19 protein-coding genes and 1 tRNA gene are annotated in these 20,663 nt (G+C 70.6%); 3 read left to right on the plus strand and 17 right to left on the minus strand.

Going from position 1 to position 20,663, the window contains the following annotated elements; all coding sequences use genetic code 11:
- Window positions 1-79: 79 nt before the first annotated feature.
- The 10 genes from CRP27_RS09805 to rplU form a co-directional block, all read right to left on the minus strand.
- Window positions 80-152, minus strand: a tRNA-Ala gene (locus tag CRP27_RS09805).
- A gap of 107 nt (window positions 153-259) precedes the next feature.
- Entirely contained in the window at window positions 260-634 is a 375-nt protein-coding gene (gene rsfS, locus CRP27_RS09810) for a ribosome silencing factor (RefSeq protein ID WP_097180511.1), read from the minus strand.
- Window positions 635-752: 118 nt separating this feature from the next.
- The gene (locus tag CRP27_RS09815) at window positions 753-2,171 is read right to left on the minus strand and encodes a hypothetical protein (RefSeq protein WP_097180512.1); all 1,419 of its coding nucleotides are present in this window, start codon (window positions 2,169-2,171) and stop codon (window positions 753-755) included.
- Complete coding sequence (gene nadD, locus CRP27_RS09820) at window positions 2,168-2,767, minus strand: nicotinate-nucleotide adenylyltransferase (RefSeq protein ID WP_097180513.1); 600 nt, start codon at window positions 2,765-2,767, stop codon at window positions 2,168-2,170. The genes CRP27_RS09815 and nadD overlap by 4 nt, the downstream gene beginning before the upstream one ends.
- Before the next feature lie 11 nt (window positions 2,768-2,778).
- A complete protein-coding gene (locus CRP27_RS09825; RefSeq protein WP_079238598.1) occupies window positions 2,779-2,979 on the minus strand; it encodes a hypothetical protein in 201 nt (66 codons plus the stop codon).
- Between the two features lie 42 nt (window positions 2,980-3,021).
- A complete protein-coding gene (locus CRP27_RS09830) occupies window positions 3,022-4,287 on the minus strand; it encodes a glutamate-5-semialdehyde dehydrogenase (protein ID WP_097180514.1) in 1,266 nt (421 codons plus the stop codon).
- A 427-nt stretch (window positions 4,288-4,714) separates the two neighbouring features.
- Window positions 4,715-5,533: a glutamate 5-kinase gene (proB, locus tag CRP27_RS09835; RefSeq protein ID WP_255257527.1), complete on the minus strand. Its 819-nt coding sequence runs from the start codon at window positions 5,531-5,533 to the stop codon at window positions 4,715-4,717.
- 7 nt (window positions 5,534-5,540) lie between these two features.
- Window positions 5,541-7,082 carry a GTPase ObgE gene (gene obgE / locus CRP27_RS09840; RefSeq protein WP_097180515.1) on the minus strand — a complete coding sequence of 514 codons (1,542 nt, stop codon included), beginning with the start codon at window positions 7,080-7,082 and terminating at the stop codon, window positions 5,541-5,543.
- An 87-nt stretch (window positions 7,083-7,169) separates the two neighbouring features.
- On the minus strand, window positions 7,170-7,421 hold the full coding sequence (gene rpmA, locus CRP27_RS09845; protein ID WP_022905368.1) for a 50S ribosomal protein L27: 252 nt from the start codon (window positions 7,419-7,421) through the stop codon (window positions 7,170-7,172).
- 14 nt (window positions 7,422-7,435) lie between these two features.
- Window positions 7,436-7,744 carry a 50S ribosomal protein L21 gene (rplU, locus tag CRP27_RS09850; RefSeq protein ID WP_079238594.1) on the minus strand — a complete coding sequence of 103 codons (309 nt, stop codon included), beginning with the start codon at window positions 7,742-7,744 and terminating at the stop codon, window positions 7,436-7,438.
- Window positions 7,745-7,922: 178 nt separating this feature from the next.
- Between rplU and CRP27_RS09855 the strand changes: the two genes are divergently transcribed.
- Window positions 7,923-8,195 carry a DUF4031 domain-containing protein gene (locus CRP27_RS09855; RefSeq protein WP_079238593.1) on the plus strand — a complete coding sequence of 91 codons (273 nt, stop codon included), beginning with the start codon at window positions 7,923-7,925 and terminating at the stop codon, window positions 8,193-8,195.
- Between the two features lie 207 nt (window positions 8,196-8,402).
- On the opposite strand, the gene CRP27_RS09860 is transcribed toward CRP27_RS09855, so the two are convergent.
- Both CRP27_RS09860 and CRP27_RS09865 read right to left on the minus strand, forming a co-directional pair.
- Window positions 8,403-9,290, minus strand: a complete 888-nt coding sequence (locus CRP27_RS09860; protein ID WP_097180516.1) for a hypothetical protein — start codon at window positions 9,288-9,290, stop codon at window positions 8,403-8,405.
- A gap of 2 nt (window positions 9,291-9,292) precedes the next feature.
- Window positions 9,293-12,079 carry an Rne/Rng family ribonuclease gene (locus CRP27_RS09865; RefSeq protein ID WP_097180517.1) on the minus strand — a complete coding sequence of 929 codons (2,787 nt, stop codon included), beginning with the start codon at window positions 12,077-12,079 and terminating at the stop codon, window positions 9,293-9,295.
- A gap of 267 nt (window positions 12,080-12,346) precedes the next feature.
- Between CRP27_RS09865 and CRP27_RS09870 the strand changes: the two genes are divergently transcribed.
- Window positions 12,347-12,949, plus strand: coding sequence for a vitamin K epoxide reductase family protein (locus tag CRP27_RS09870; RefSeq protein WP_255257528.1), 603 nt, complete (start codon window positions 12,347-12,349; stop codon window positions 12,947-12,949).
- Between the two features lie 111 nt (window positions 12,950-13,060).
- Window positions 13,061-13,912, plus strand: a complete 852-nt coding sequence (locus CRP27_RS09875; protein WP_097180518.1) for a thioredoxin domain-containing protein — start codon at window positions 13,061-13,063, stop codon at window positions 13,910-13,912.
- Window positions 13,913-14,045: 133 nt separating this feature from the next.
- Here the strand turns inward: CRP27_RS09875 and CRP27_RS09880 are convergent, their stop codons facing one another.
- The 5 genes from CRP27_RS09880 to ileS are packed head-to-tail and all read right to left on the minus strand — an operon-like array spanning window position 14,046 to window position 20,477.
- The gene (locus tag CRP27_RS09880) at window positions 14,046-14,894 is read right to left on the minus strand and encodes a thioredoxin domain-containing protein (protein ID WP_097180519.1); all 849 of its coding nucleotides are present in this window, start codon (window positions 14,892-14,894) and stop codon (window positions 14,046-14,048) included.
- A 19-nt stretch (window positions 14,895-14,913) separates the two neighbouring features.
- Complete coding sequence (gene ndk, locus CRP27_RS09885) at window positions 14,914-15,333, minus strand: nucleoside-diphosphate kinase (protein WP_079238588.1); 420 nt, start codon at window positions 15,331-15,333, stop codon at window positions 14,914-14,916.
- A gap of 37 nt (window positions 15,334-15,370) precedes the next feature.
- The gene (locus tag CRP27_RS09890) at window positions 15,371-15,787 is read right to left on the minus strand and encodes a DUF4233 domain-containing protein (RefSeq protein WP_097180520.1); all 417 of its coding nucleotides are present in this window, start codon (window positions 15,785-15,787) and stop codon (window positions 15,371-15,373) included.
- Window positions 15,784-17,229 (minus strand): folylpolyglutamate synthase/dihydrofolate synthase family protein, encoded by a 1,446-nt coding sequence (locus CRP27_RS09895; protein ID WP_255257529.1) that lies wholly within the window; start codon window positions 17,227-17,229, stop codon window positions 15,784-15,786. The genes CRP27_RS09890 and CRP27_RS09895 overlap by 4 nt, the downstream gene beginning before the upstream one ends.
- Window positions 17,226-20,477: an isoleucine--tRNA ligase gene (gene ileS / locus CRP27_RS09900; protein WP_097180521.1), complete on the minus strand. Its 3,252-nt coding sequence runs from the start codon at window positions 20,475-20,477 to the stop codon at window positions 17,226-17,228. Before ileS ends, CRP27_RS09895 begins: the two co-directional genes overlap by 4 nt.
- Window positions 20,478-20,663 lie beyond the last annotated feature (186 nt).

The following is a 20,663-nucleotide window of genomic DNA, read 5'->3' on the forward strand; positions in this document are numbered from 1 at the left end:
GCTCATGCCATCTCCCCCGAGAACGTCGTCAGCACCGACGAGAAGAACCCCGTAGCGCGATGCTACGGGGTTCAATGGGTGGATCTGAGGGGACTCGAACCCCTGACCCCCTGCATGCCATGCAGGTGCGCTACCAGCTGCGCCACAGACCCAGATCGTGTTGCTTTCGTACCGGCCAGTTCCCCGGAGGCACCATAGAAGCGTACACCATGCGAACGCCGGGTGACGAAATCGTCGCCGCCACCCGGGCGCGTCGCGATCAGGCGGTGTGGTCCACCGGCAGCGCGAGCGGGATGGTCGGGCAGTCCGACCAGAGGCGCTCGAGCGAGTAGTACTGGCGGTCTTCTTCGTGGAAGACGTGCACGACGATGTCACCGAAGTCGATGAGGACCCAGCGGCCCTCGCTCCGGCCTTCGCGGCGGAGCGGCTTGGCCCCGGCTTCGAGGAGGCGCTCTTCGATCTCGTCCGCGATGGCGAGCACGTTGCGCTCGTTCCGGCCGGTCGCGAGCAGGAACACGTCAGTGAGCTGCAGCGGCCCGGTCACGTCGAGGGCGACGAGGTCTTCGGCCTGCTTGGCGTCGGCCGCGAGGGCGGCTGTCTGCACGAGTTCCAGTGCGCGTGAGGAGGCGGTCACGGATTCCTTCCGGTCGTCGACCCGGGAGTGTCCGGATCGCTTGATGGGTCCCGATCATAAGCCACCCCGCCGACGGCGGCCAGGCCGCGGCCGACGGGGCGCTGATCGGACCCGTGTGTCAGAACGTGTGGGTGGTGACGAGGGCGACGATGATCACCGCGGCTGCGGCCACACCGACCGCCCCGACCGTCACACCGAGGATGAGCGGCGTGCGCGATTCCTTGGGCTTGGCGGCGGCGAGGACGACCTGACGTGTCGAGGTGTGGCTCGACACCGCGCGGCTGGCTCGGACCGGGCTGGCGTCCGTCTCGGGCTGCTCGTCGTGCTGCTCGAGGAGGCGGTCCACCTCGGCGCCGTCGATCGGCCGGTGCGATCCCGTCGAGGACAACGACGCCGGCAGATCGATCGAGCCGGTGAGGATGACCTCGCCCGTGGCGTTCAGCGCCCCGGTCGGGTCGGCGAGGGCCGAGTTCGGCAGGATGATCGCGTTCGTGTTCGTCACGGCGACGCGACGGGTGCCGGTCTCCTCGTCGTGGATCTCGGTGTCGTTCGAGTCGTGCGCCTGCTGCGACCAGTGGCCGACCGGCGGCTCGAACGCCGTCGTCAGGGGCTTCGGCTCGGACGGACGCTGGAAGGAGGCGGGCACACGGGGTGCCGGATCCGTGGCCTCGTCGTCGCTCCCGGCGGAACGCGGCGCGGACGTGGGGACGGCCTGGACGGGGACCTCGTTCGTGTCGTCGTCGTCCAGCGACAGCGGGAAGACCGCCGGCGTGGAGGGCTCGACTGCAGGAACACGTGCCGGCGACGACGGGGTGACGTCGGGGACACCGGCCCCGGTCGCGTCCTCGGGTGCGTCGTGCGGCGCCCACGTCGAGCGGTGCCGACGTGGTTCCTCGCTGTTGGCGACGGCGGTCTCGAGCGGCTCGATGGCGTCGGGCGAACCGTCGGCCTCGGTGGCCTGGGCGACAGCGGCCTGGTCCAGCACGACCGTCTCGGCGGCGGGCTCCTGCGCGGCGTCGTCCGACACGGGGGACGCGGGCTCGGACTGCTTCGACGCGGCCGAGCGGGGCGTCTCCTGCAGTGCGTCGACGGAGCCGAGCACGTCCTGCACGGTGCGGTCCGACGACTGCGGCGTCGGGTTCTGCAGCGGGACCGGCTGGACTGCTCCGCCGTCGGCCTCGCGCATCAGGCGGATCTGCCGTCGGGTCAGGCCGCCGGAGCCGGGGACGATCTCGGTCGCGGACGCCGGGGGCATCGCCGGGACACCCGCGGGTGCCGCGGACGCCGACGTCGGCGCGCTGGCCGATGTCGGCGCGCTGGCCGCCGACGAGGGCGCAGCCGACGGTGCGGCGGACTGCGCGGGCGCGCCCGGTGCGGGCGCGACGTGCGATCCGGGACGGTGGCGGGTCTCCGGCTGTTCCGCCGGGGCCGCGACGGTCGGCGGCGGCGTCACGGGCTGCGCGCCGGCTGCGGCGGCACGCTCACGCTCGCGCGCCTGGCGCCGCGACAGTGGCGGCTGCGCGTCGGACGAACTCATGCAACGCTCCGATACAGATGGTGCTTGGAGATGTACTGGACGACACCGTCGGGGACCAAGTACCACACGGGGAAACCGCGTCTCACCCGGTCGCGGCAATCGGTCGACGATATGGCCAGCGCGGGAACTTCGAGCAAGCTTACGTCCCGTTCGGGCAATCCGGTGATGCTCAAGGCGTGTCCCGGACGCGTCACGGCGACGAAGTGCGCGAGGTCCCAGAGACCATCATGGTCTTTCCAGTCGACAATCTGCTGGACGGCGTCTGCGCCGGAGATGAAGACGAGCTGCGCATCCGGCCGCTGGTCGTGCAGGTCACGGAGCGTGTCGACGGTGTAGGTCGGCCCCGGACGGTCGATGTCGACGCGGCTGACCGTGAACATCGGGTTGGACGCGGTCGCGATGACCGTCATGAGGTACCGGTGCTCGGCGTCGGTCACGTCGGACTTCATGTACGGCTGACCGGTGGGGACGAAGACCACTTCGTCGAGGTCGAAGGCACGGGCGACCTCCGACGCAGCCACGAGGTGACCGTGGTGGATCGGGTCGAAGGTGCCACCCATCACACCGATGCGAGGGCGGCCCGTGCTCTCGAGCATGGAGTGGCGGGTCAGATCTTGGTGTGACCGAACTCGTCGACACCCGTCTCGTGGTGGCGGGTGGCCTCGAACTTCTGGGAGTGACGGTAGGCCACGTCGCGGAAGCTCCAGGTCACGAAGCCGAGGAACGCGAAGAAGAGCGCACCGACGAGCGGGAAGACGTACGCGGGAACGCCCGAGGCGTGCTCAGCGGCTTCTGCGAGGAAGGTCATGTGTCCGATGCTCCGTTCGGTCGGGGGAAGTCGGCGTTCAGTCTAGCCGCGGATCTGACCCTGCCCGCGCACGATCCACTTGGTGCTCGTGAGCTCTGGTAGTCCCATCGGCCCACGGGCGTGCAACTTCTGCGTGGAGATCCCGACCTCGGCGCCGAACCCGAACTCGCCGCCGTCGGTGAACCGCGTCGACGCGTTCGCCATCACGACGGCGGAGTCGACCTCTGCGATGAAGCGCTCGGCCGTGTCGACGTCGTTGGTCACGATCGACTCGGTGTGGTGCGTCGACCACCGGGCGATGTGCGCCATCGCCGCGTCGACGTCCGGTACGACACGGATGGAGAGGTCGAGGTCCATCGACTCCGTCGCCCAGTCGGCGTCCGTCGCGCGGAGCACCCCGGGGACGATCACGCGCGTGGCGTCGTCGCCGCGCAGGGTGACCCCGGCGGCCCGGAGCCGGTCGGCGAGTGCCGGCAGGAGACGCTCGGCTGCGCGCTCGTGCACCAGGAGCGTCTCGAGGGCGTTGCACACGCTCGGGCGCTGCACTTTGCTGTTGAGCACGATGTCGACCGATCGCTGGAGCGGTGCGGATTCGTCGAGGAACACGTGCACCACGCCGGCGCCGGTCTCGATCACGGGCACCTGGGACTCGGTGACGACCGTCTGGATCAGGGAGGCGCTGCCGCGCGGGATGAGCACGTCGACCAGCCCGCGAGCCCGCATCAGCTCGGTCGCCCCGGCACGGCCGAACTCGTCGATGGTCTGCACGAGTTCCCGCGGCAGCCCCACCGAGGCGACGGCGTCCTGCAGGCGCGCGACGAGCACGGCATTGGTGCGCTGCGCCGCCGATCCCCCGCGCAGGACGACGGCGTTGCCGCTCTTCAGCGCGAGGCTGGCGATGTCGACGGTGACGTTCGGACGTGCCTCGTAGATGGCGCCGACGACCCCGAAGGGCACCCGCACCTGCGTGAGCTGCAGGCCGTTTGCCAGGCGCGAACCGCGGACGTGTTCCCCGACCGGGTCGGTCAGCCCGACGACGTGCTCCACCGCGGCCGCGAGTGCCTCGATCCGGGCCGGGTCGAGCCGCAGCCGGTCGAGGAGTCCCCCGGACAGGCCGTCCTCTTCCCCGGCGACGAGGTCGCCGTGGTTCGCGGCGACGATCTCGTCGGTGGCCGCGCGCACCGCGGCGGCGATCGCGAGGAGCGCCGCATCCTTCACCGCGGTGGTCGCCGTGGCGAGTGCCGACGACGCGTCGCGGGCCGCGACGAGCTTGTCGGTCAGGGTCGGTGCGGGTGCGGTCAGCGACATGGCTCGATTCTAGGCGCGGGCCCTGCCCGCATGACGGCGGTCGGGTCGACCTGTGGACTCGGCCTGGAGGCACGCCTCCTGTGGAGGGATCGGCCGCCCGTCCCCGAGCGGGCGGCGCCCCGCAACCGGTGGTCACGTCCGCCGTCGAGCGGCCGGGACGTGCCGCTCACGTCCGCCGAGCGGGCGCGAACGGTCACCGATCTGCGCCGAGCGGGACGCATCTCGCCCGCTCGCCGACCGCACCAGGGCGCGCTGCACGCCGGGGTCGACCCGCACCTCCAGTCCGGAGACGCGACGAAGTCGCGCGACACGCCGCCTGCCGGTCACCGAAGTCGCGCGACACGCCGCGAGCCGTCGCGTGCAGCGACACATCGAGCGACCTCGGCGCCCGTGCGCCGACCAGCGCACCCAGCCGGACGCGAACCGGTCAGGCTCGGGGCGCCGCCTCGAACCAGGTGCCCACCTGCTGGCCCGCGAGCGCCTGCTCGACCAGCGCCGTCGCGGTCACGAGCACCGACGTCCCCGCCTCGGCGGCGAGCCGGGCGGCAGCGACCTTCGTCCCCGCTCCCCCGGTCCCCACGCCGGCGGCGCCGATCGATCCGAAGGTGACCCCGGCGAGCTCGTCGCCGAACGGCACGTGGGTGATCGGTGCAGCACCGGGCTGCTCCGGCGGCCGCGTGTAGAGCGACTCGACGTCGGAGAGCAGCACGAGGGCATCGGCCCCGAGCAGCCGCGCCACCAGGGCCGCCAGCCGGTCGTTGTCGCCGAAGCGGATCTCGTGGGTCGCGACGGTGTCGTTCTCGTTGACGATCGGCAGCACCCGCAGCGCGAGGAGCCGGTCGATCGCCCGCTGCGCGTTCACCCGGTGCGTCGGGTTCTGCAGGTCCCCGGCGGTCAGGAGGATCTGCGCCGCCACCACCCCGTGCCGGTCGAGTTCCTTCTGGTACCGGAACATCAGGACGTTCTGCCCGGTGGCCGCGGCCGCCTGCTGGGTGGCGAGGTCGTCCGGGCGCCCCTCGAGGCCGAGGAACGGGAACCCCGTCGCGATGGCACCGGACGACACGAGCACGACCTCGGTCCCCCGGGCGTGGGCGGCTGTGAGGGCGTCGACCAGCGGCGCGATCTGCCCGGTGTTCTCACCGCTGACCGACGACGACCCGACCTTGACCACGATCCGCCTGGCACGTGGGATGTCCTCGCGCCGGGTGACGGGTCCGAGGTCGGTGCGAGCGGTCGTGTCGGTCATGCTGCGGTCAGTCCTCGTCGTCCTTGTCGGATGCGGCGGGAGACAGGTCCCCGTCCTCCGCCCAGAGCCCGGCGATGCGCTCCTGCTCGAGCTCGGCACGCGCGGCCGTCTTGGCGTCCATGCGCTCGAAGTACTCCTCGCGACGCTCGTTGCGGGTCGGACGCGAGGTCGCCCCGATGCGGGCGTCGGTACCACGGGCACTCGTGATGAGCTCGGCGGTCGAGGTGAGCGTCGGCTCCCAGTCGAAGACCGTGCCGCCGTCACCACCGATGACGACGGTGGACCCGGCGACGGCACCGGCCTTGAACAGGCCGTCCTCGACGCCGAGCTTCGCCAGGCGGTCGGCGAGGTACCCGATCGCCTCTTCGTTCGTGAAGTCGGTCTGCTGGACCCAACGCTCCGGCTTCGCGCCGCGGATCCGGTAGAAGCGGTGCTCCTCGCCGCCCTCGGCGCGGATCGTGAACGGCTTGTCGTCGACGGCCTTGGGACGGAGGACGATCCGCTCCGGCGCCGGCTCGGCGGCCTTGGCCGCACGCGCGGCGGAGACGACGTCGGCCAGCGCGAACGTCAGCTCGCGCAGGCCCCTGCGGGACGCGGTGGAGATCGGGAAGACGCGGTACCCACGGCCCTCGAGCTCGGCCGTGACGAACTCCGCCAGCTCGGCGGCCTCGGGGACGTCGACCTTGTTGAGCGCGATCATCTGCGGACGCTCGAGCAGCGGCACCTGGCCCTCCGGGACCGGGTAGCGCTCGAGCTCGCCGAGGATGACGTCGAGGTCGGTGATCGGGTCGCGGCCCGGGTCGAGCGTGGCGCAGTCGATGACGTGCAGCAGCGCCTCGCAGCGCTCGACGTGGCGCAGGAACTCGAGGCCGAGCCCCTTGCCCTCCGACGCACCCTCGATCAGGCCGGGGACGTCGGCGACGGTGAAGCGGGTGGAACCGGACTCGACGACGCCGAGGTTCGGCGTGAGGGTCGTGAACGGGTAGTCGGCGATCTTCGGCTTCGCGGCGGAGATCGCGGCGATGAGCGAGGACTTGCCGGCACTGGGGAACCCGACGAGTGCGACGTCGGCGATCGTCTTCAGCTCGAGGCTGACGTCACCCGACCAGCCCTCGGTCCCGAGGAGCGCGAACCCGGGCGCCTTGCGCTTCGTCGTCGAGAGCGCCGCGTTGCCGAGACCGCCCTGACCACCGGGGGCGATGACGACGCGCATGCCCGGTTCGGTCATGTCGGCGATCACCTCGCCGTTCTCGTCGTGGACCACGGTGCCGATCGGCAGGGGCAGCTCGAGGGTCTCCCCGCTGATGCCGCTGCGCATGTCGCCCATGCCCGGCTGCCCGTTCTTCGAGGAACGGTGCGGCGAACGGTGGTACCCGAGCAGGGTCGTCACCTGCGGGTCGGCGACGAGGACGATGTCGCCACCGTCACCGCCGTTGCCGCCGTCCGGGCCGGCGAGCGGCTTGAACTTCTCACGACGGACCGACACGCAGCCGTTGCCGCCGTTCCCCGCGGTGAGGTGCAGGGTCACGCGGTCGACGAAGGTCGCCATGGGTCCACTCCTAGGTGTTGCAGAAAAGAGAACGGGAGGGGCGGGCACGTGGCCCGCCCCTCCCGCAGAGTCAGATCGTCGGTGGTGTTACGCGTTGACGATGTTGACGACCTTGCGGCCGCCCTTGGTGCCGAACTCGACCGAACCGGCCGAGAGGGCGAACAGCGTGTCGTCGCCACCGCGGCCGACGTTGGCGCCCGGGTGGAAGTGGGTGCCACGCTGGCGGAGGATGATCTCGCCGGCGTTGACGACCTCGCCACCGAAGCGCTTCACGCCGAGGCGCTGCGCGTTCGAGTCACGACCGTTGCGAGTGGAGCTCGCACCCTTCTTGTGTGCCATCTTCTACTCCCGCCTTACGCGATCGAGGTGATCTTGACACGGGTGAGCTCAGCGCGGAAACCCTGGCGCTTCTTGTACCCGGTCTTGTTCTTGAACTTCTGGATGACGACCTTCGGACCACGGAGGTCCTCGAGCACCTCGGCGGTGACGGTCACCTTGGCGAGCTCGGAAGCCGCCGACGTGATCTTGTCACCGTCCACGAGGAGCACCGGGGCGAGGTCGATGTTGCCCTTGTCGTCTGCCTTGGCGCGGTCGAGGGTGATGATCGTCCCGACCTCGACCTTTTCCTGACGGCCGCCGGCGCGCACTACTGCGTAAACCACGTGGAAATCCTTACGTATTTCTGCTTGAGGGAAGTCTCGGGTGCCCACTTCTGCACGAGCGGCTCCCGGAGGCCGGGCCCGATCGGCGACGCAGGCAGAACGGCCCGCTGACACCAGGGATCGAGAATACTCGATGCCCCCAGGTCCGGTCAAACGGCGACACACGTACGATTGCCGTGTGACCGTGTTGATCGACCCGCCGACGTGGCCCGCTCACGACACTCTGTGGTCGCACCTCGTCAGTGACTCATCCTACGACGAGCTGCACGCGTTCGCCGAACTGGCCGGGATCCCGCGCCGGGCGTTCGACCACGACCACTACGACGTGCCCCTGGCCCGGTACGACGAACTCGTCGCCGCCGGCGCCTCGGCGGTCACCGGTCGCGAGCTGGTCCTGCGGCTCATCGCGAGTGGGCTGCGGGTCGCGCAGCGCGACAAGCGCGCGCTCTGACGCGCGCACGACACCCGGGCCTGGAGGCGCGGCGACGCTCCGCCTCGTCACGCACCTCGCACGGTGCGGGGCCGGCTGCGCATGGTGCGAGGTCCCGCCCACGGTGCGAGGGTCGGAGCCTCGCACCGCGCACGAAACCTCGCACAGTGAAGACGGCACGCACCGGCACGCGTCGGCACGCCAGCGCGCTGGCGCGCCACTGACGGCTCAGCGCGGCGCCGGACCGCCCCAGGGGTTGGCCGGGGGCTGCTGGCCGCCGTACGGCGGCGCAGGCGGCACCGACGGCTGCTGCGGCACGCCGTGCTGCGGTGCCGGGGGCTGCACGGTCGCGGGCGGCACGGCGTCGGCGGGTCGCACCGTGCCCAGCGTCCCAGGAGCTCCCGGCGCACGACGACCGCCACGCGGACGCCCGAGCCACAGCCACGCCGCGGTCGACGTGGCGAGGAGCATCACGGTGAACGGGACGCCGTTCTGCAGCGGGGTCGTGAAGACGTCGATCACCAGACGCGCTCCCCCGGACCGGATCGCCCCGACGGACCCCGTGAAGACCCCGACGAGGGCGAGCGCGACGGTGCCGGCAGCCCCGGCGAGGACGGCGCGGAGCAGCACGGTGGGCAGCGGGCTCCGGCGGGCGATCGGCGTCAGGAACGCGAGCGACAGGAAGGCCCCGGCGTAGAACGGGAACGGCGCGAGGAAGACCCCGGTGACGAACCCGCTCACCAGGCTGTCCCCGGTGCCGTAGGTCGAGAACGGGTGCACCACGAGCGAGGTCCCGATCAGCCCGATCATCCCGGAGACGAACTCGACGAGCACGAGCGACACGACGGCGATGAGCGCCCCGGCCGTGTTCGTGACCGAGGCGCCCGGCGCCCAGGCCCTCCGCGGGTCGGCCTGCTGCCGGGGCGGCCGCGGCGGCTGGTACGGCCCGGGAGCGTACGACCCGGTTGCGTACGGCCCGGTTGCGTACGGCCCGCCGGGCTGCGACGGCGGCGCCGGCTGGGACGGTGCCGGCTGGGACGGTGCGGGCTGGGACCAGCCCGCACCGTAGTACCCGCGGTCCTGCTGCGACCGCTGCGGGTCGCCCGGGTTCGACATCGTCAGTTCCCCAGGATCACTGCGCCGTCGTCGGTGGTGTCACCCTCGGCGGTCGCCGGCGCGCTGATGCTCGGCGACGAGACACGGCGCGACCGCGAACGGCCCTGCCCCGGCTGCTTCGGCTCCGGGAGCGCCTGCAGGACGGAGTCGAGCAGGGACTCGGCGTCTCCGCTGACCGTGCGCGGCGCACGCTTCGTGGCGGCGATCGGGATGTCGAGGATCGCGACGGAGGTCTCCGTCGGCGTCACCGGCGCGCTCGAGCTGACCCGGCGCCGGGTCGGTGCCTTCGCGGGCTCCGCGGACTCGGCAGCAGCGGCGGGCACGACCTCCGGAGCTGCGGCAGCGGCAGCCGGCTCGGACGCGGACGACGGCGCGGCGGGCTCGTCGGCGGGCTGGGCTGCGACCTCGGCGGTGGGGTTCGCGTCCGGCGCGCCCGCACCACGGCCACCGCGGCGACGACGACGCTTCGACCCGGAGGCCTGCTCGCCGTGCTCCTGCGCGGACGACTCGCCCGGCTCCGGGGCAGCGGGCGCCGAGGGAACCGACGGCACCGAGTCGGCCGACACCGCGGACGAGGCCGACGCCGGCGTGGCTGCGCCCTCGTGCTCCTCGTGCGGGATGGTCGACGCCGCGATGCGCGACAGCGCGTTCTTCACGTCGTCCGTGATCTGGTGCGCCTGCGTCGAGGAGCCGTGCGGCGACCCGGAGCCGCCGGTGCCGTTCGACCCGTTGCCGCCGGTGTTCCCACCGTTGCCGGTCGAGCCGTTCCCGTTGCCACGACCCTTGCGGCGACCCTTCGAGGGGCCGGGGTCCGCGTTGTTGTCGTTGACCTTCGCGTTGACCTCGTCGAGGGACTCGCGGAGCCCGACGCCGATCTTCTTGCGGGTCATCTGCACGAGGCCGAGCGAGGTGACCTCGGCGACCTGGTGCTTCGTGCGGTCGCGGCTCAGGCACTCGACGAGTCGGCGCAGCACGAGGTCGCGGTTCGACTCGAGGACCATGTCGATGAAGTCGACGACGATGATGCCGCCGATGTCGCGCAGGCGGAGCTGCCGGACGATCTCCTCGGCGGCCTCGAGGTTGTTCTTCGTGACCGTCTCCTCGAGGTTGCCGCCGGACCCGACGAACTTCCCCGTGTTGACGTCGACGACCGTCATGGCCTCGGTGCGGTCGATCACGAGCGAACCACCGGAGGGCAACCAGACCTTGCGGTCGAGGGCCTTCTCGATCTGCTCGTTGAGGCGGTACTCCTCGAAGGAGTCCGGTCCGTCGTAGATCTCGACGCGGTCCTTGAGGTCGGGCGCGACCGCGGTGAGGTACTCGTCGATCGTCTCGCGCGCGGCGGAACCGTCGATGATGAGCTTCGTGAAGTCCTCGTTGAAGACGTCGCGGACGATCTTCACGAGCAGGTCGGGCTCCGAGTGGAGCATGACCGGCGCCTGGCCGTTCGCGACCTTCTTCTGGATGGCCTCCCACTGGCTGGTGAGGCGCTGGACGTCGCGGGTCAGCTGCTCCTCGGTGGCGCCCTCCGCAGCGGTGCGGACGATGACGCCGGCGTGCTCGGGGAGGACCTCCTTGAGGATCTTCTTGAGGCGTGCGCGCTCGGTGTCCGGGAGCTTGCGCGAGATGCCGTTCATCGAGCCGTTCGGCACGTACACGAGGTAGCGGCCGGGCAGCGAGACCTGGCTGGTCAGACGGGCACCCTTGTGGCCGACCGGGTCCTTCGTGACCTGCACGAGCACCTTGTCGCCGGGCTTGAGCGCGGCCTCGATGCGACGACCGTGGTTGCCGGTGTCGACCGAGTTCCAGTCGACCTCGCCCGCGTACAGCACGGCGTTGCGACCGCGACCGATGTCGACGAACGCCGCCTCCATCGAGGGCAGGACGTTCTGGACCTTGCCGAGGTACACGTTGCCGATGAGCGACACGTTGTGCGACTTGGTGACGTAGTGCTCGGCGAGGATGCCGTCCTCGAGCACGCCGATCTCGATCTTGGAGGCGCTCGACCGGACGATCATCTGCCGGTCGACGCTCTCGCGGCGCGCGAGGAACTCGTCCTCGGTCACGACCTGGCGACGACGACCGGCGTCACGGCCGTCGCGACGACGCTGCTTCTTCGCCTCGAGTCGCGTCGAGCCCTTCACCTTCTGCGGCTCGGTGATGTACTCGACCTCGCGGCGGCGGGGCTCCTGGTGGTCGCGCGGCTCGCGGTGCTCGCGGGGCTCACGGTCGGCGCTCGTGCCGCGGCGACGCGAGCGACGACGTCCGCCGCCCTGCTCGTCGTCGTCGTCCTCGTCGCGCTCGTCGCGCGGCGCGCGGTGCGGCAGCTCCGGCAGGACCGGCGCGTGGAAGATCAGGCTGAGGGTGCTCGTCGCCTTCGGGACGAACGGCTCCTCGGCGGCGGGCGCCTCGGGCTCGGCTGCCGCTGCAGCGTCCGGACTGGAGGCGCGGTCTGCCGCCGCCTCGTCGCTGACGGTCGGTGCCGTGGTCGCGTCCACCACCGGCAGGTCGCCGGTCAGGGTGCTCACGTCGTGCGGCTCGTCGCTCGGGCTGGCGACCGCCTCGACCTCGACCGAGACGGGTGCCGGGTCGGCAGCCGTGACCGGCTCCGGCGTGGCGACCGCCTCGTCCGTCAGCGCGACCGTCTCGTCGACGGGAGCCGTCTGCGCGACGTCACCCCGTGCCTCCAGGCTGCCCGCCGACCGGGCGCGACGGCCGCCGAACAGGCGACCGCGACGCTTCGGCGCGACTTCTTCGTTGTTCGTGTTGTCGTTGTTCTGCTCCACCATGGACCTGGTGCACTCCTTGACCCCGCTCGCGCCCGTGTCGGGCGGCGGGAACTCTGTAGTTGTAGCGGGTGGCGACCACGCCCCCGCGTTCGCTGTCTTGTGGCCGGTGCGTCACGCGCATCCCGGTCACGGTGCGCTCTCACCGCACCTGATCGTCCGGGCGGCGCCCGGAAAGCTCTCATCGTCGTGCGGATGGCCGCACGACCTTCGACGATTATCGCATGCCGCACCCGGAAAGGACCGGAACGGGCATGCGATGATGACGCCGTGAGCTCGCCAGCACCTGCCGCCCGCCGTCCGATCGCCATCGCGGTCTTCCTGTTGATCACCGGCGTGGTCGGTCTCTACGGGTCCTTCTCGCTCGTCCTCGACGAGTTCGCGAAGTACGCGGACCCGAAGAAGGTGCTGTCCTGCGACGTCAATCCGTTCATCAGCTGCTCGGACGTGATGGCCAGCTGGCAGGGGCACCTCTTCGGCTTCCCGAACCCGCTGCTCGGCGTGATGGGCTTCGTCGCACCGACCGCCGTCGCGGTGATGCTGCTCGCCGGCTTCCGGAACGGTTCGCGCTGGTTCTGGATCGCGTTCAACGCCGGGGTCTTCCTGGCGTGGGTGTTCGTCACGTGGCTGTTCACCCAGACCGTGTGGTTCATCGGCGCCCTCTGCCCGTGGTGCATGCTCGTCTGGTCGATGACGATCCCGATGTTCTGGGTGTTCACGATCTGGAACGCTGCGCAGGGCCGGTTCGGCGCCGGGACTCAGCGACTCGGGCGTGTCCTGCTCCCCTTCTGCTGGGCGTTCCCGCTGGCGAACTACCTGTTCATCGTCGTCACGATCCTCATCACGTTCCCGACGATCCTGCAGTCCTTCTGAGCCTCGGCTGGGGGTTGCCGATGACTCGTCGATGACGCGTCACCGAATTCCTGGGTGCTTCCCAGCCAACAGGACCGATCCGCTTCCCCGCGCGACCTACGCTCGAACTCGATGAGCGAGAACGAGAGCAAGAAGGCACGCCGGGAGGCCGCACGGGAACGTGCACGCCTCGCCCGCGTACAGGAGCAGGCGCGACGCCGCCGCAACCGGACACTGGGCATCAGCGGGATCATCGTCGGCGGTCTCGCGGTCATCGCGATCGTCGTCGTGGTGATCGCGAACTCCGTGCAACCCGCCGGCCCCGGGCCGAGGAACATGGCGAGCGACGGCGTCCTGCTGCACGGGGTGAACGGGAAGATCGTCCCCGTCGAGACGGCGGCCACACCGGAGGGCGGGAAGCCCACTCCCACGAAGCAGGACGACTCCGTCGCGAACATCACGGTGTACTCGGACTACATGTGCCCGTACTGCAACCAGTTCGAGACCAGCCAGATGTCCCAGATCAAGCAGTGGGTGCAGGACGGCTCGGCAACGCTCGAGCTGCACCCGTTCAACCTGCTCGACCGGGTGTCCCTCGGGTCGAAGTACTCCACCCGATCCGCCGCCGCGGCCGCCTGTGTCGCGAACTACGACCCGGACGCGTTCCTGGCGTACAACACGTCGTTGTACGAGAACCAGCCGTCCGAGAGCACCCGGGGCCTCACGAACGACGAGCTCGCGTCCCTGGCGAAGACCGCCGGCGCCACGAACAGCAAGGTCGCGTCCTGCATCACCGGGCAGCACTTCGCCGGGTGGGTGGCCGACGCCACGAACCGGGTGCTGAACGAGGCGATCCCGAACTCGTCGCTCGCGAAGGTCACCGGTACCCCGACGGTCATCGTGAACGGCAAGCAGTACAACGGCTCGCTCACCGACACCGACGCCTTCGCCGCGTTCGTCGAGCAGAACGGCGGCGCCGCGTAGCGGGAGCGCCCGCGCGCGCTCGCGCAGGCTGGTGCCGACCGGCCGCGCACAACCAAAGTCGCCCCGAACCGCGCATGCACGTGGTTCGGGGCGACTTTGGTTGTGCGGAACGCGGCAGGGACCGCGGCGCGGGCTACTTCGCGGCGGCGTCGATCTCGGTGATGACGTTCGTCAGCGTGTCGACCTTCTTGCCGTTCACGAGGATCGTCGGCGTGCCGAAGCCCTGCGTGCCCTGCAGGTCCGGGTCGCTCGTCACGAGGCTCGTCGACCGGGTGACCCAGCCCTTGAACTGCTCGCTCGACAGGCACTCCGAGACGTTCGAACCGGTCGCGCCGCCCGCCTTCACGAGCTTCGCGATCTCGGCGTTCGTCAGGCCCTTGGTGCCCTCTTCCGGCTGGTTGTCGAAGAACTGCGTCTGCACGTCGAGGAACTTGTCCGGGGCGTAGTTGGCGACGCACATCGCGGCGTTCGCGGCACGGCTGGCGTAGCGCGAGCTCTGGTAGCTGCGGTCGAGGATCGACACCGGCTGGATCGCCAGCGTCGCGTCGCCGGACTTCACCTTGTCGAGGATCTGGTCGGCGTACGCGGCCTCGAACTGCTTGCACACCGGGCAGGCCCAGTCGACGTACTCGGTCACCGCGACGGCACCGTCACTGTTCGACGTCGGGATCGCCGAGGGCGTCCCCTTCGCGGTGACGGCCTTCGTGGTCACCGGGGTGACCTTGCCGTCGCCGCCCGTGAACTGGATGGCACCGGTGGCCATGTTCTTCGGGCCGGTGGCCGACACGGTGTTCGCGTTGTTCACGTTCACGACGACGATCGCGACGATGGCCGCGATCGCGACGATGCCCAGGCCGATGCCGCCCTGGAGGAACCACTTGTTGCGGCGCTTCCGACGCTTCTCGGCGGCGGCACGCTCGCGGGCGAGGTCACGCGCGTGTGCGCGGCGCTCGTTCTTGGTGGGACGAGGGGTGTTCGTCATGTCCGACTCCCCGGCCGTCTCAGGCGAACCAGAGCGCGAGCTCGCGCGCCGACGACTCGGTGCTGTCGGAGCCGTGCACCAGGTTCTGCTGCACCTTGAGGCCCCAGTCGCGACCGAGGTCACCACGGATGGTGCCCGGTGCGGCCGAGGTCGGGTCGGTGGTGCCGGCGAGCGACCGGAAGCCGGCGATGACGCCGTTGCCGGCGACGCGCACCGCGACGACCGGGCCGGACTGCATGAACTCGACGAGCGGCTCGAAGAACGGCTTGCCCTGGTGCTCCTCGTAGTGGGCGTCGAGCAGGTCGCGAGGGGCCGTCAGCATCTTCAGGTCGACGATCTCGTAGCCCTTGGCCTCGATCCGGCGGAGGATCTCACCGGTGAGCTGGCGGGCGACGCCGTCGGGCTTGACGAGGACGAGGGTCTCTTCGAGGTCGGACACGCAGAACTCCTAGTGTTCGGGGTCGAATGGGGGGTGGTCAGTCCTCGCCCAGTGCGGCACGTCGCGCAGCGTTCTGACGGTCGAGCTGACCGCCCTTGACGAAGCAGAAGACCCACAGCGCCAGGAACACCACGGCGACCGCGAACATGAACGGCTCGATGAACCCCGTGGCGAGGATGGCCGCCTGCAGCAGCCACCCGAACCATACACCGGCGGGCTTGCCCGTCAGCCGCGAGGCCAGCGCCAGCACGACCATCGCGCCGATGCCGCCGCCGAAGGCCGCGGCCGGCGGCAACGTGCCCTTCCCGAACACGACGAGCATCGGGAAGAAGAACATGATCGCTTCCAGGATCAGCGTGATCGAGAGCAGGCTCTCCTGGGCACCGCGTTCGCGTCGCGGCTTCCGGGCTCGCGGTGCGCGTCCCGGCCTGGAGGCACGGTTCGCGTCCGTCACTTCGTCTCGCCTTCCGCGTGGACCAGGTCCATGACCGCGCCCACCATCACGATCGAGCCCGCGACGAGCACGAGGGCGTCCTCGGCGTCCGCCTCGTCCGCGAGGTCGCGCGCTTCCTGCAGCGCCGCGGCGAGCGTCGGCTCGACGACCACGCGGTCCTCACCGACCTCGTCGACGACGATGCGGGCGAACTCGTCCGCGTCGAGCGCGCGTTCCCCCGGCGGCTGGGTCACGACGAAGGTCGCGACGGTGTCCTTGAGCGCGCGCACGAAGCCCCGGGCGTCCTTGTCGGCGAGGATGCCGACGACGCCGACCACGTGCTCGGACGGGAACGCCACGGGCAGTGCCTCGGCGAGCGCGCGGGCACCGTGCGGGTTGTGCGCCGCGTCGACCACGACCGTCGGATCCGTGGCGATCGGCTGGAGCCGGCCGGGGCTGGTCGCCCCCGCGAGTCCCTCGGACAGGACGTCCTCGTCGAGGGCCTGCGACCCGCGGCCGAGGAAGGACTCCACCGCGGCGATCGCGACGGCCGCGTTGTCGGCCTGGTGGCGGCCGAACAGCGGCAGGAACAGGTCGTCGTAGCGACCGGCGACGCCCTGCACGGTGATGAGCTGCCCGCCGACCGCCGGCGTCACGTCGACGACCCGGAAGGCGTCGCCCTCGACCGCGAGCGTCGACTCGGTGAGTTCGGCCGCACGCTGGAGTTCGGCGAGCGCCTCGGGCGTCTGCACGCTCGACACGACGGACGACGACGGCTTGATGATCCCCGACTTGGTGCGGGCGATCTCGGCGACGGTGCCGCCGAGCTGCTTGGCGTGGTCGATGGCGATCGGCGTGAACACCGACACCTGGCTCTGCACGACGTTCGTCGAGTCCCACTCGCCGCCCATGCCGACCTCGATGACCGCGACGTCGACCGGCGCCTCGGCGAAGCACGCCAGGGCGAGGACGGTCAGGGCCTCGAAGAACGTCAGCGGGAGTTCGCCCTTGTCGGTGAGCTCCTTGTCGGTCATCTCGAGGACGGGGGCGATGTCGTCCCAGTTCTCGACGAAGCGGTCGGCGGCGATGGGGGCGCCGTCGACGACGATGCGTTCCCGGATCGACACGAGGTGCGGGCTGGTCATCAGGCCGGTGCGCAGCCCGTGGGCCCGGACGATGCTCTCGGTGATGCGCGCGGTCGAGGTCTTGCCGTTCGTGCCGGTCAGGTGGATGACCGGGTACGCGAGGTGCGGGTCGCCGAGCAGCTCGACGGCGCGCCGGGTCGCGGACAGGCGGTGTTCGGGCGACTGCTCGCCGATCCGGGCGTACAGGGCCGCCTCGACGCGCCTGACCTCGTCGTCGTCCGCGCCGAACGGCACGGCCGAGGCGGGGTCCGTCTCACCGGCGGGGCCGACGGGGATCTCGATGCCGTCCTCGGACGGGTCTTCGGGGTACTCGCTCATGCGCGTGACACCTCCACGGTCACCTTCGCACCGTCACCGACGTCGGTGGTGGTGGCGTCTGCCCCGAGGGGCACGATCTCGACGCTCGTCGACAGGGTCTCCCCCGCGATGAGCTGCTGGTGGGTGCGGACCGCCGCGTCGGCGACGTCGTCCGCACCGAGGGTGAGGACGATGCGGTCGCTGACGTCGAGGTCCGCGTCACGGCGGGCCTGCTGCACGGCGCGGACGACGTCGCGGGCGAGGCCCTCGGCTTCGAGCTCGGGCGTGGTCACGGTGTCGAGCACCACGAACCCGCCGCCGTCGAGGAAGGCCACGGCCACGGAGTCGTCCGCTACGGTGAGGTCGAGCGTGTACTCGCCCTCGACGAGGTCGACGCCGCCGACGGTGACGCCGGTCTCGGTCGCGGTCCAGTCGCCCCGCTTGGCGGCCGGGATGACCTGCTGGACCTGCTTGCCGATGCGGGGCCCGGCGGCACGGGCGTTCACGGTGAGCTTCCGCTCGATGCCGTAGCGGCCGAGGGAGGACTCCTCCTGCTGCTCCAGCACGACCCGCTTCACGTTGAGCTCGTCGCGGAGGATGTCCGCGAACGGCTCGACCGCGGCCGGGTCGGGCACGACGAGCGTGAGCGTCGCGAGCGGGAGCCGGACGCGCTTACCGGTCGACTTGCGCAGCGCGAGGCCCTTCGAGGCGACGTCGCGCACCCGGTCCATCGCGGCGACCAGGGCATCGTCTGCGGGGAACTCGTCCGCCGACGGGAAGTCCTCCAGGTGCACCGACCGGTCGCCGGTGAGTCCCTTCCAGATCTCCTCGGTGACGAGCGGTGCGAGGGGCGCGGCGACACGGGTGAGCGTCTCGAGCACGGTGTACAGCGTGTCGAACGCAGCCGCCGCCTCTGGCGAGGACGCCGCACCGAGCCAGAACTTGTCGCGCGACCGACGGACGTACCAGTTCGTGAGCACGTCGGCGAAGTCGCGGAGCGCCTGCGCGGCGAGGGGCGTGTCGAGGGCGTCGAGGTGCGTCGTGACGTCCTCGACGAGCACGCGGGTCTTCGCGAGCAGGTAGCGGTCGAGCACGTCGGTCGAGTCCGTGCGGCGCGCAGCCTGGTACCCGTCGGGCCCGGAGGCGTTCGAGTACAGCGTGAAGAAGTAGTACGTCGACCAGAGCGGCAGGAGGAACTCGCGGACGCCCTGACGGATCCCTTCCTCGGTGACGACGAGGTTGCCGCCGCGGATGACCGACGACGACATGAGGAACCAGCGCATGGCGTCGGCGCCGTCGCGGTCGAACACCTCGGACACGTCCGGGTAGTTCCGCAGCGACTTCGACATCTTCTGGCCGTCCGAGCCGAGGACGATGCCGTGGCTGATGACGTTCTGGAAGGCCGGGCGGTCGAACAGTGCGGTGGACAGCACGTGCATGACGTAGAACCAGCCGCGGGTCTGCCCGATGTACTCGACGATGAAGTCGGCCGGGTTGTGCGACTCGAACCACTCGCGGTTCTCGAACGGGTAGTGCACCTGGGCGTACGGCATCGACCCGGAGTCGAACCAGACGTCGAACACGTCGGTGATCCGGCGCATGGTCGACTGCCCGGTGGGGTCGTCGGGGTTCGGGCGCGTCAGGTCGTCGATGAACGGGCGGTGCAGGTCGACCTCGCCGTCGGCGTTCCGGGGCAGGCGCCCGAAGTCGCGCTCGATCTCCTCGAGCGAGCCGTAGACGTCCTGACGCGGGTACGACGGGTCGTCGGACTGCCACACCGGGATCGGCGTGCCGAAGTACCGGTTGCGGGACACCGACCAGTCGATGGCGTTCCCGACCCACTTGCCGAACTGGCCGTCCTTGACGTTGTCGGGCACCCAGTTGATGTCCTGGTTCAGCTCGCCCATGCGGTCGCGGAACTCGGTCACGCGGACGAACCAGCTCGAGACGGCCTTGTAGATGAGGGGCTTCCGGCAGCGCCAGCAGTGCGGGTAGCTGTGCTCGTAGGACGCCTGGCGGAGCAGGCGTCCGGCGTCACGGACGGCCTTGGTGAGCGGCTTGTTCGCGTCCGACCAGAGCTGACCGGCGACGCGCGGGAACTGCGAGGTGAACACACCGCCCTCGTCGAGGGAGAGCACCACGGGGATGCCCGCAGCGGCGCAGACCACTTGGTCGTCGGCGCCGTAGGCCGGGGCCTGGTGCACGATGCCGGTGCCCTCGCCGGTCTCGACGTAGTCGGCGACCAGGATCTGCCAGGCGTGCTCCATGCCCTCGGTGTCGGCGAGGTCGTCGAACAGTCGCTCGTACCGGACGCCGTCGAGCTCGGCGCCCGCCAGGGTGCGGACGACCGCGGCAGCGGCGTCCTCCGCGCTCTCGTAGCCGAGGTCCTTCGCGTAGGCGGCCACCGTGTCGGCGGCGAGCATGTAGGAGACCGCACCGGCGGGACCACCGTCAGCCGCGCCTCCAGGCCCAGCAGGCAGCACCACGTACGAGACCGCAGGCCCGACGGCCAAGGCGGCGTTCGTCGGCAGCGTCCAAGGGGTCGTCGTCCAGGCGAGCGCCCGCACGCCGGCCAGACCGAGCGATTCGGCGCCCGCCCCCTGCAGCGGGAACGACACCGTCACGGACTGGTCCTGACGCATCTTGTAGACGTCGTCGTCCATGCGCAGCTCGTGGTTGGACAGCGGCGTCTGGTCGTTCCAGCAGTACGGCAGGACCCGGAAGCCCTCGTACGCCAGGCCCTTGTCCCAGAGCTGCTTCCACGCCCACAGCACGCTCTCCATGAACGTCACGTCGAGGGTCTTGTAGTCGTTCTCGAAGTCGACCCAGCGCGCCTGGCGGGTGACGTACTGCTGCCACTCGTCGGTGTACTGCAGGACGGACTTCTTCGCGGCCGCGTTGAAGACGTCGACGCCCATCTCGTCGATCTCGTGCTTCTCGGTGATGCCGAGCTGCCGCATCGCCTCGAGCTCGGCGGGCAGGCCGTGCGTGTCCCAGCCGAAGCGGCGGTGCACCTGCTTGCCGCGCATGGTCTGGTAGCGCGGGAACACGTCCTTCGCGTAGCCCGTCAGCAGGTGGCCGTAGTGCGGCAGGCCGTTGGCGAACGGCGGGCCGTCGTAGAACGTCCACTCGTCACAGCCCTCGCGCTGGTCGATCGAGGCCTGGAACGTGCCGTCGCCCTTCCAGAAGGCGAGGATGCCCTGCTCGACGGCGGGGAAGGACGGCGACGGGGTGACTCCGTCGTTGCTGGAGTTGAGCGGGTACGGCACCGGGGGCTCCTGAGGATCGCGGATGTGACTTCCCACGAGGACGGAGCGTGCTCCGCGGTACCACCTCGCTTGCCGTGGACTGCTGCCCACGACCGCTCGTGTTCGGGATCGTGCGCGGCCCGGTCCGCCCGGTTCTACTGACGGGCGGGCCCGCGTTCTTCCGGAGGCTCCCCGGTGATGGCCGGA

The sequence above is a fragment of the Curtobacterium sp. 314Chir4.1 genome, from assembly GCF_900215175.1.
In the GTDB taxonomy this organism is placed as follows: domain Bacteria; phylum Actinomycetota; class Actinomycetes; order Actinomycetales; family Microbacteriaceae; genus Curtobacterium; species Curtobacterium pusillum_A.

Bases quoted from the DNA above. Each gene is read 5' to 3' on its own strand.
- CRP27_RS09815 (WP_097180512.1), bottom strand. From the start codon at position 2,171: ATGAGTTCGTCCGACGCGCAGCCGCCACTGTCGCGGCGCCAGGCGCGC.
- nadD (WP_097180513.1), bottom strand. From the start codon at position 2,767: ATGCTCGAGAGCACGGGCCGCCCTCGCATCGGTGTGATGGGTGGCACC.
- CRP27_RS09825 (WP_079238598.1), bottom strand. From the start codon at position 2,979: ATGACCTTCCTCGCAGAAGCCGCTGAGCACGCCTCGGGCGTTCCCGCG.
- CRP27_RS09830 (WP_097180514.1), bottom strand. From the start codon at position 4,287: ATGTCGCTGACCGCACCCGCACCGACCCTGACCGACAAGCTCGTCGCG.
- proB (WP_255257527.1), bottom strand. From the start codon at position 5,533: ATGACCGACACGACCGCTCGCACCGACCTCGGACCCGTCACCCGGCGC.
- obgE (WP_097180515.1), bottom strand. From the start codon at position 7,082: ATGGCGACCTTCGTCGACCGCGTGACCCTGCACCTCACCGCGGGGAAC.
- rpmA (WP_022905368.1), bottom strand. From the start codon at position 7,421: ATGGCACACAAGAAGGGTGCGAGCTCCACTCGCAACGGTCGTGACTCG.
- CRP27_RS09860 (WP_097180516.1), bottom strand. From the start codon at position 9,290: ATGTCGAACCCGGGCGACCCGCAGCGGTCGCAGCAGGACCGCGGGTAC.
- CRP27_RS09865 (WP_097180517.1), bottom strand. From the start codon at position 12,079: ATGGTGGAGCAGAACAACGACAACACGAACAACGAAGAAGTCGCGCCG.
- CRP27_RS09875 (WP_097180518.1), top strand. From the start codon at position 13,061: ATGAGCGAGAACGAGAGCAAGAAGGCACGCCGGGAGGCCGCACGGGAA.
- CRP27_RS09880 (WP_097180519.1), bottom strand. From the start codon at position 14,894: ATGACGAACACCCCTCGTCCCACCAAGAACGAGCGCCGCGCACACGCG.
- CRP27_RS09895 (WP_255257529.1), bottom strand. From the start codon at position 17,229: ATGAGCGAGTACCCCGAAGACCCGTCCGAGGACGGCATCGAGATCCCC.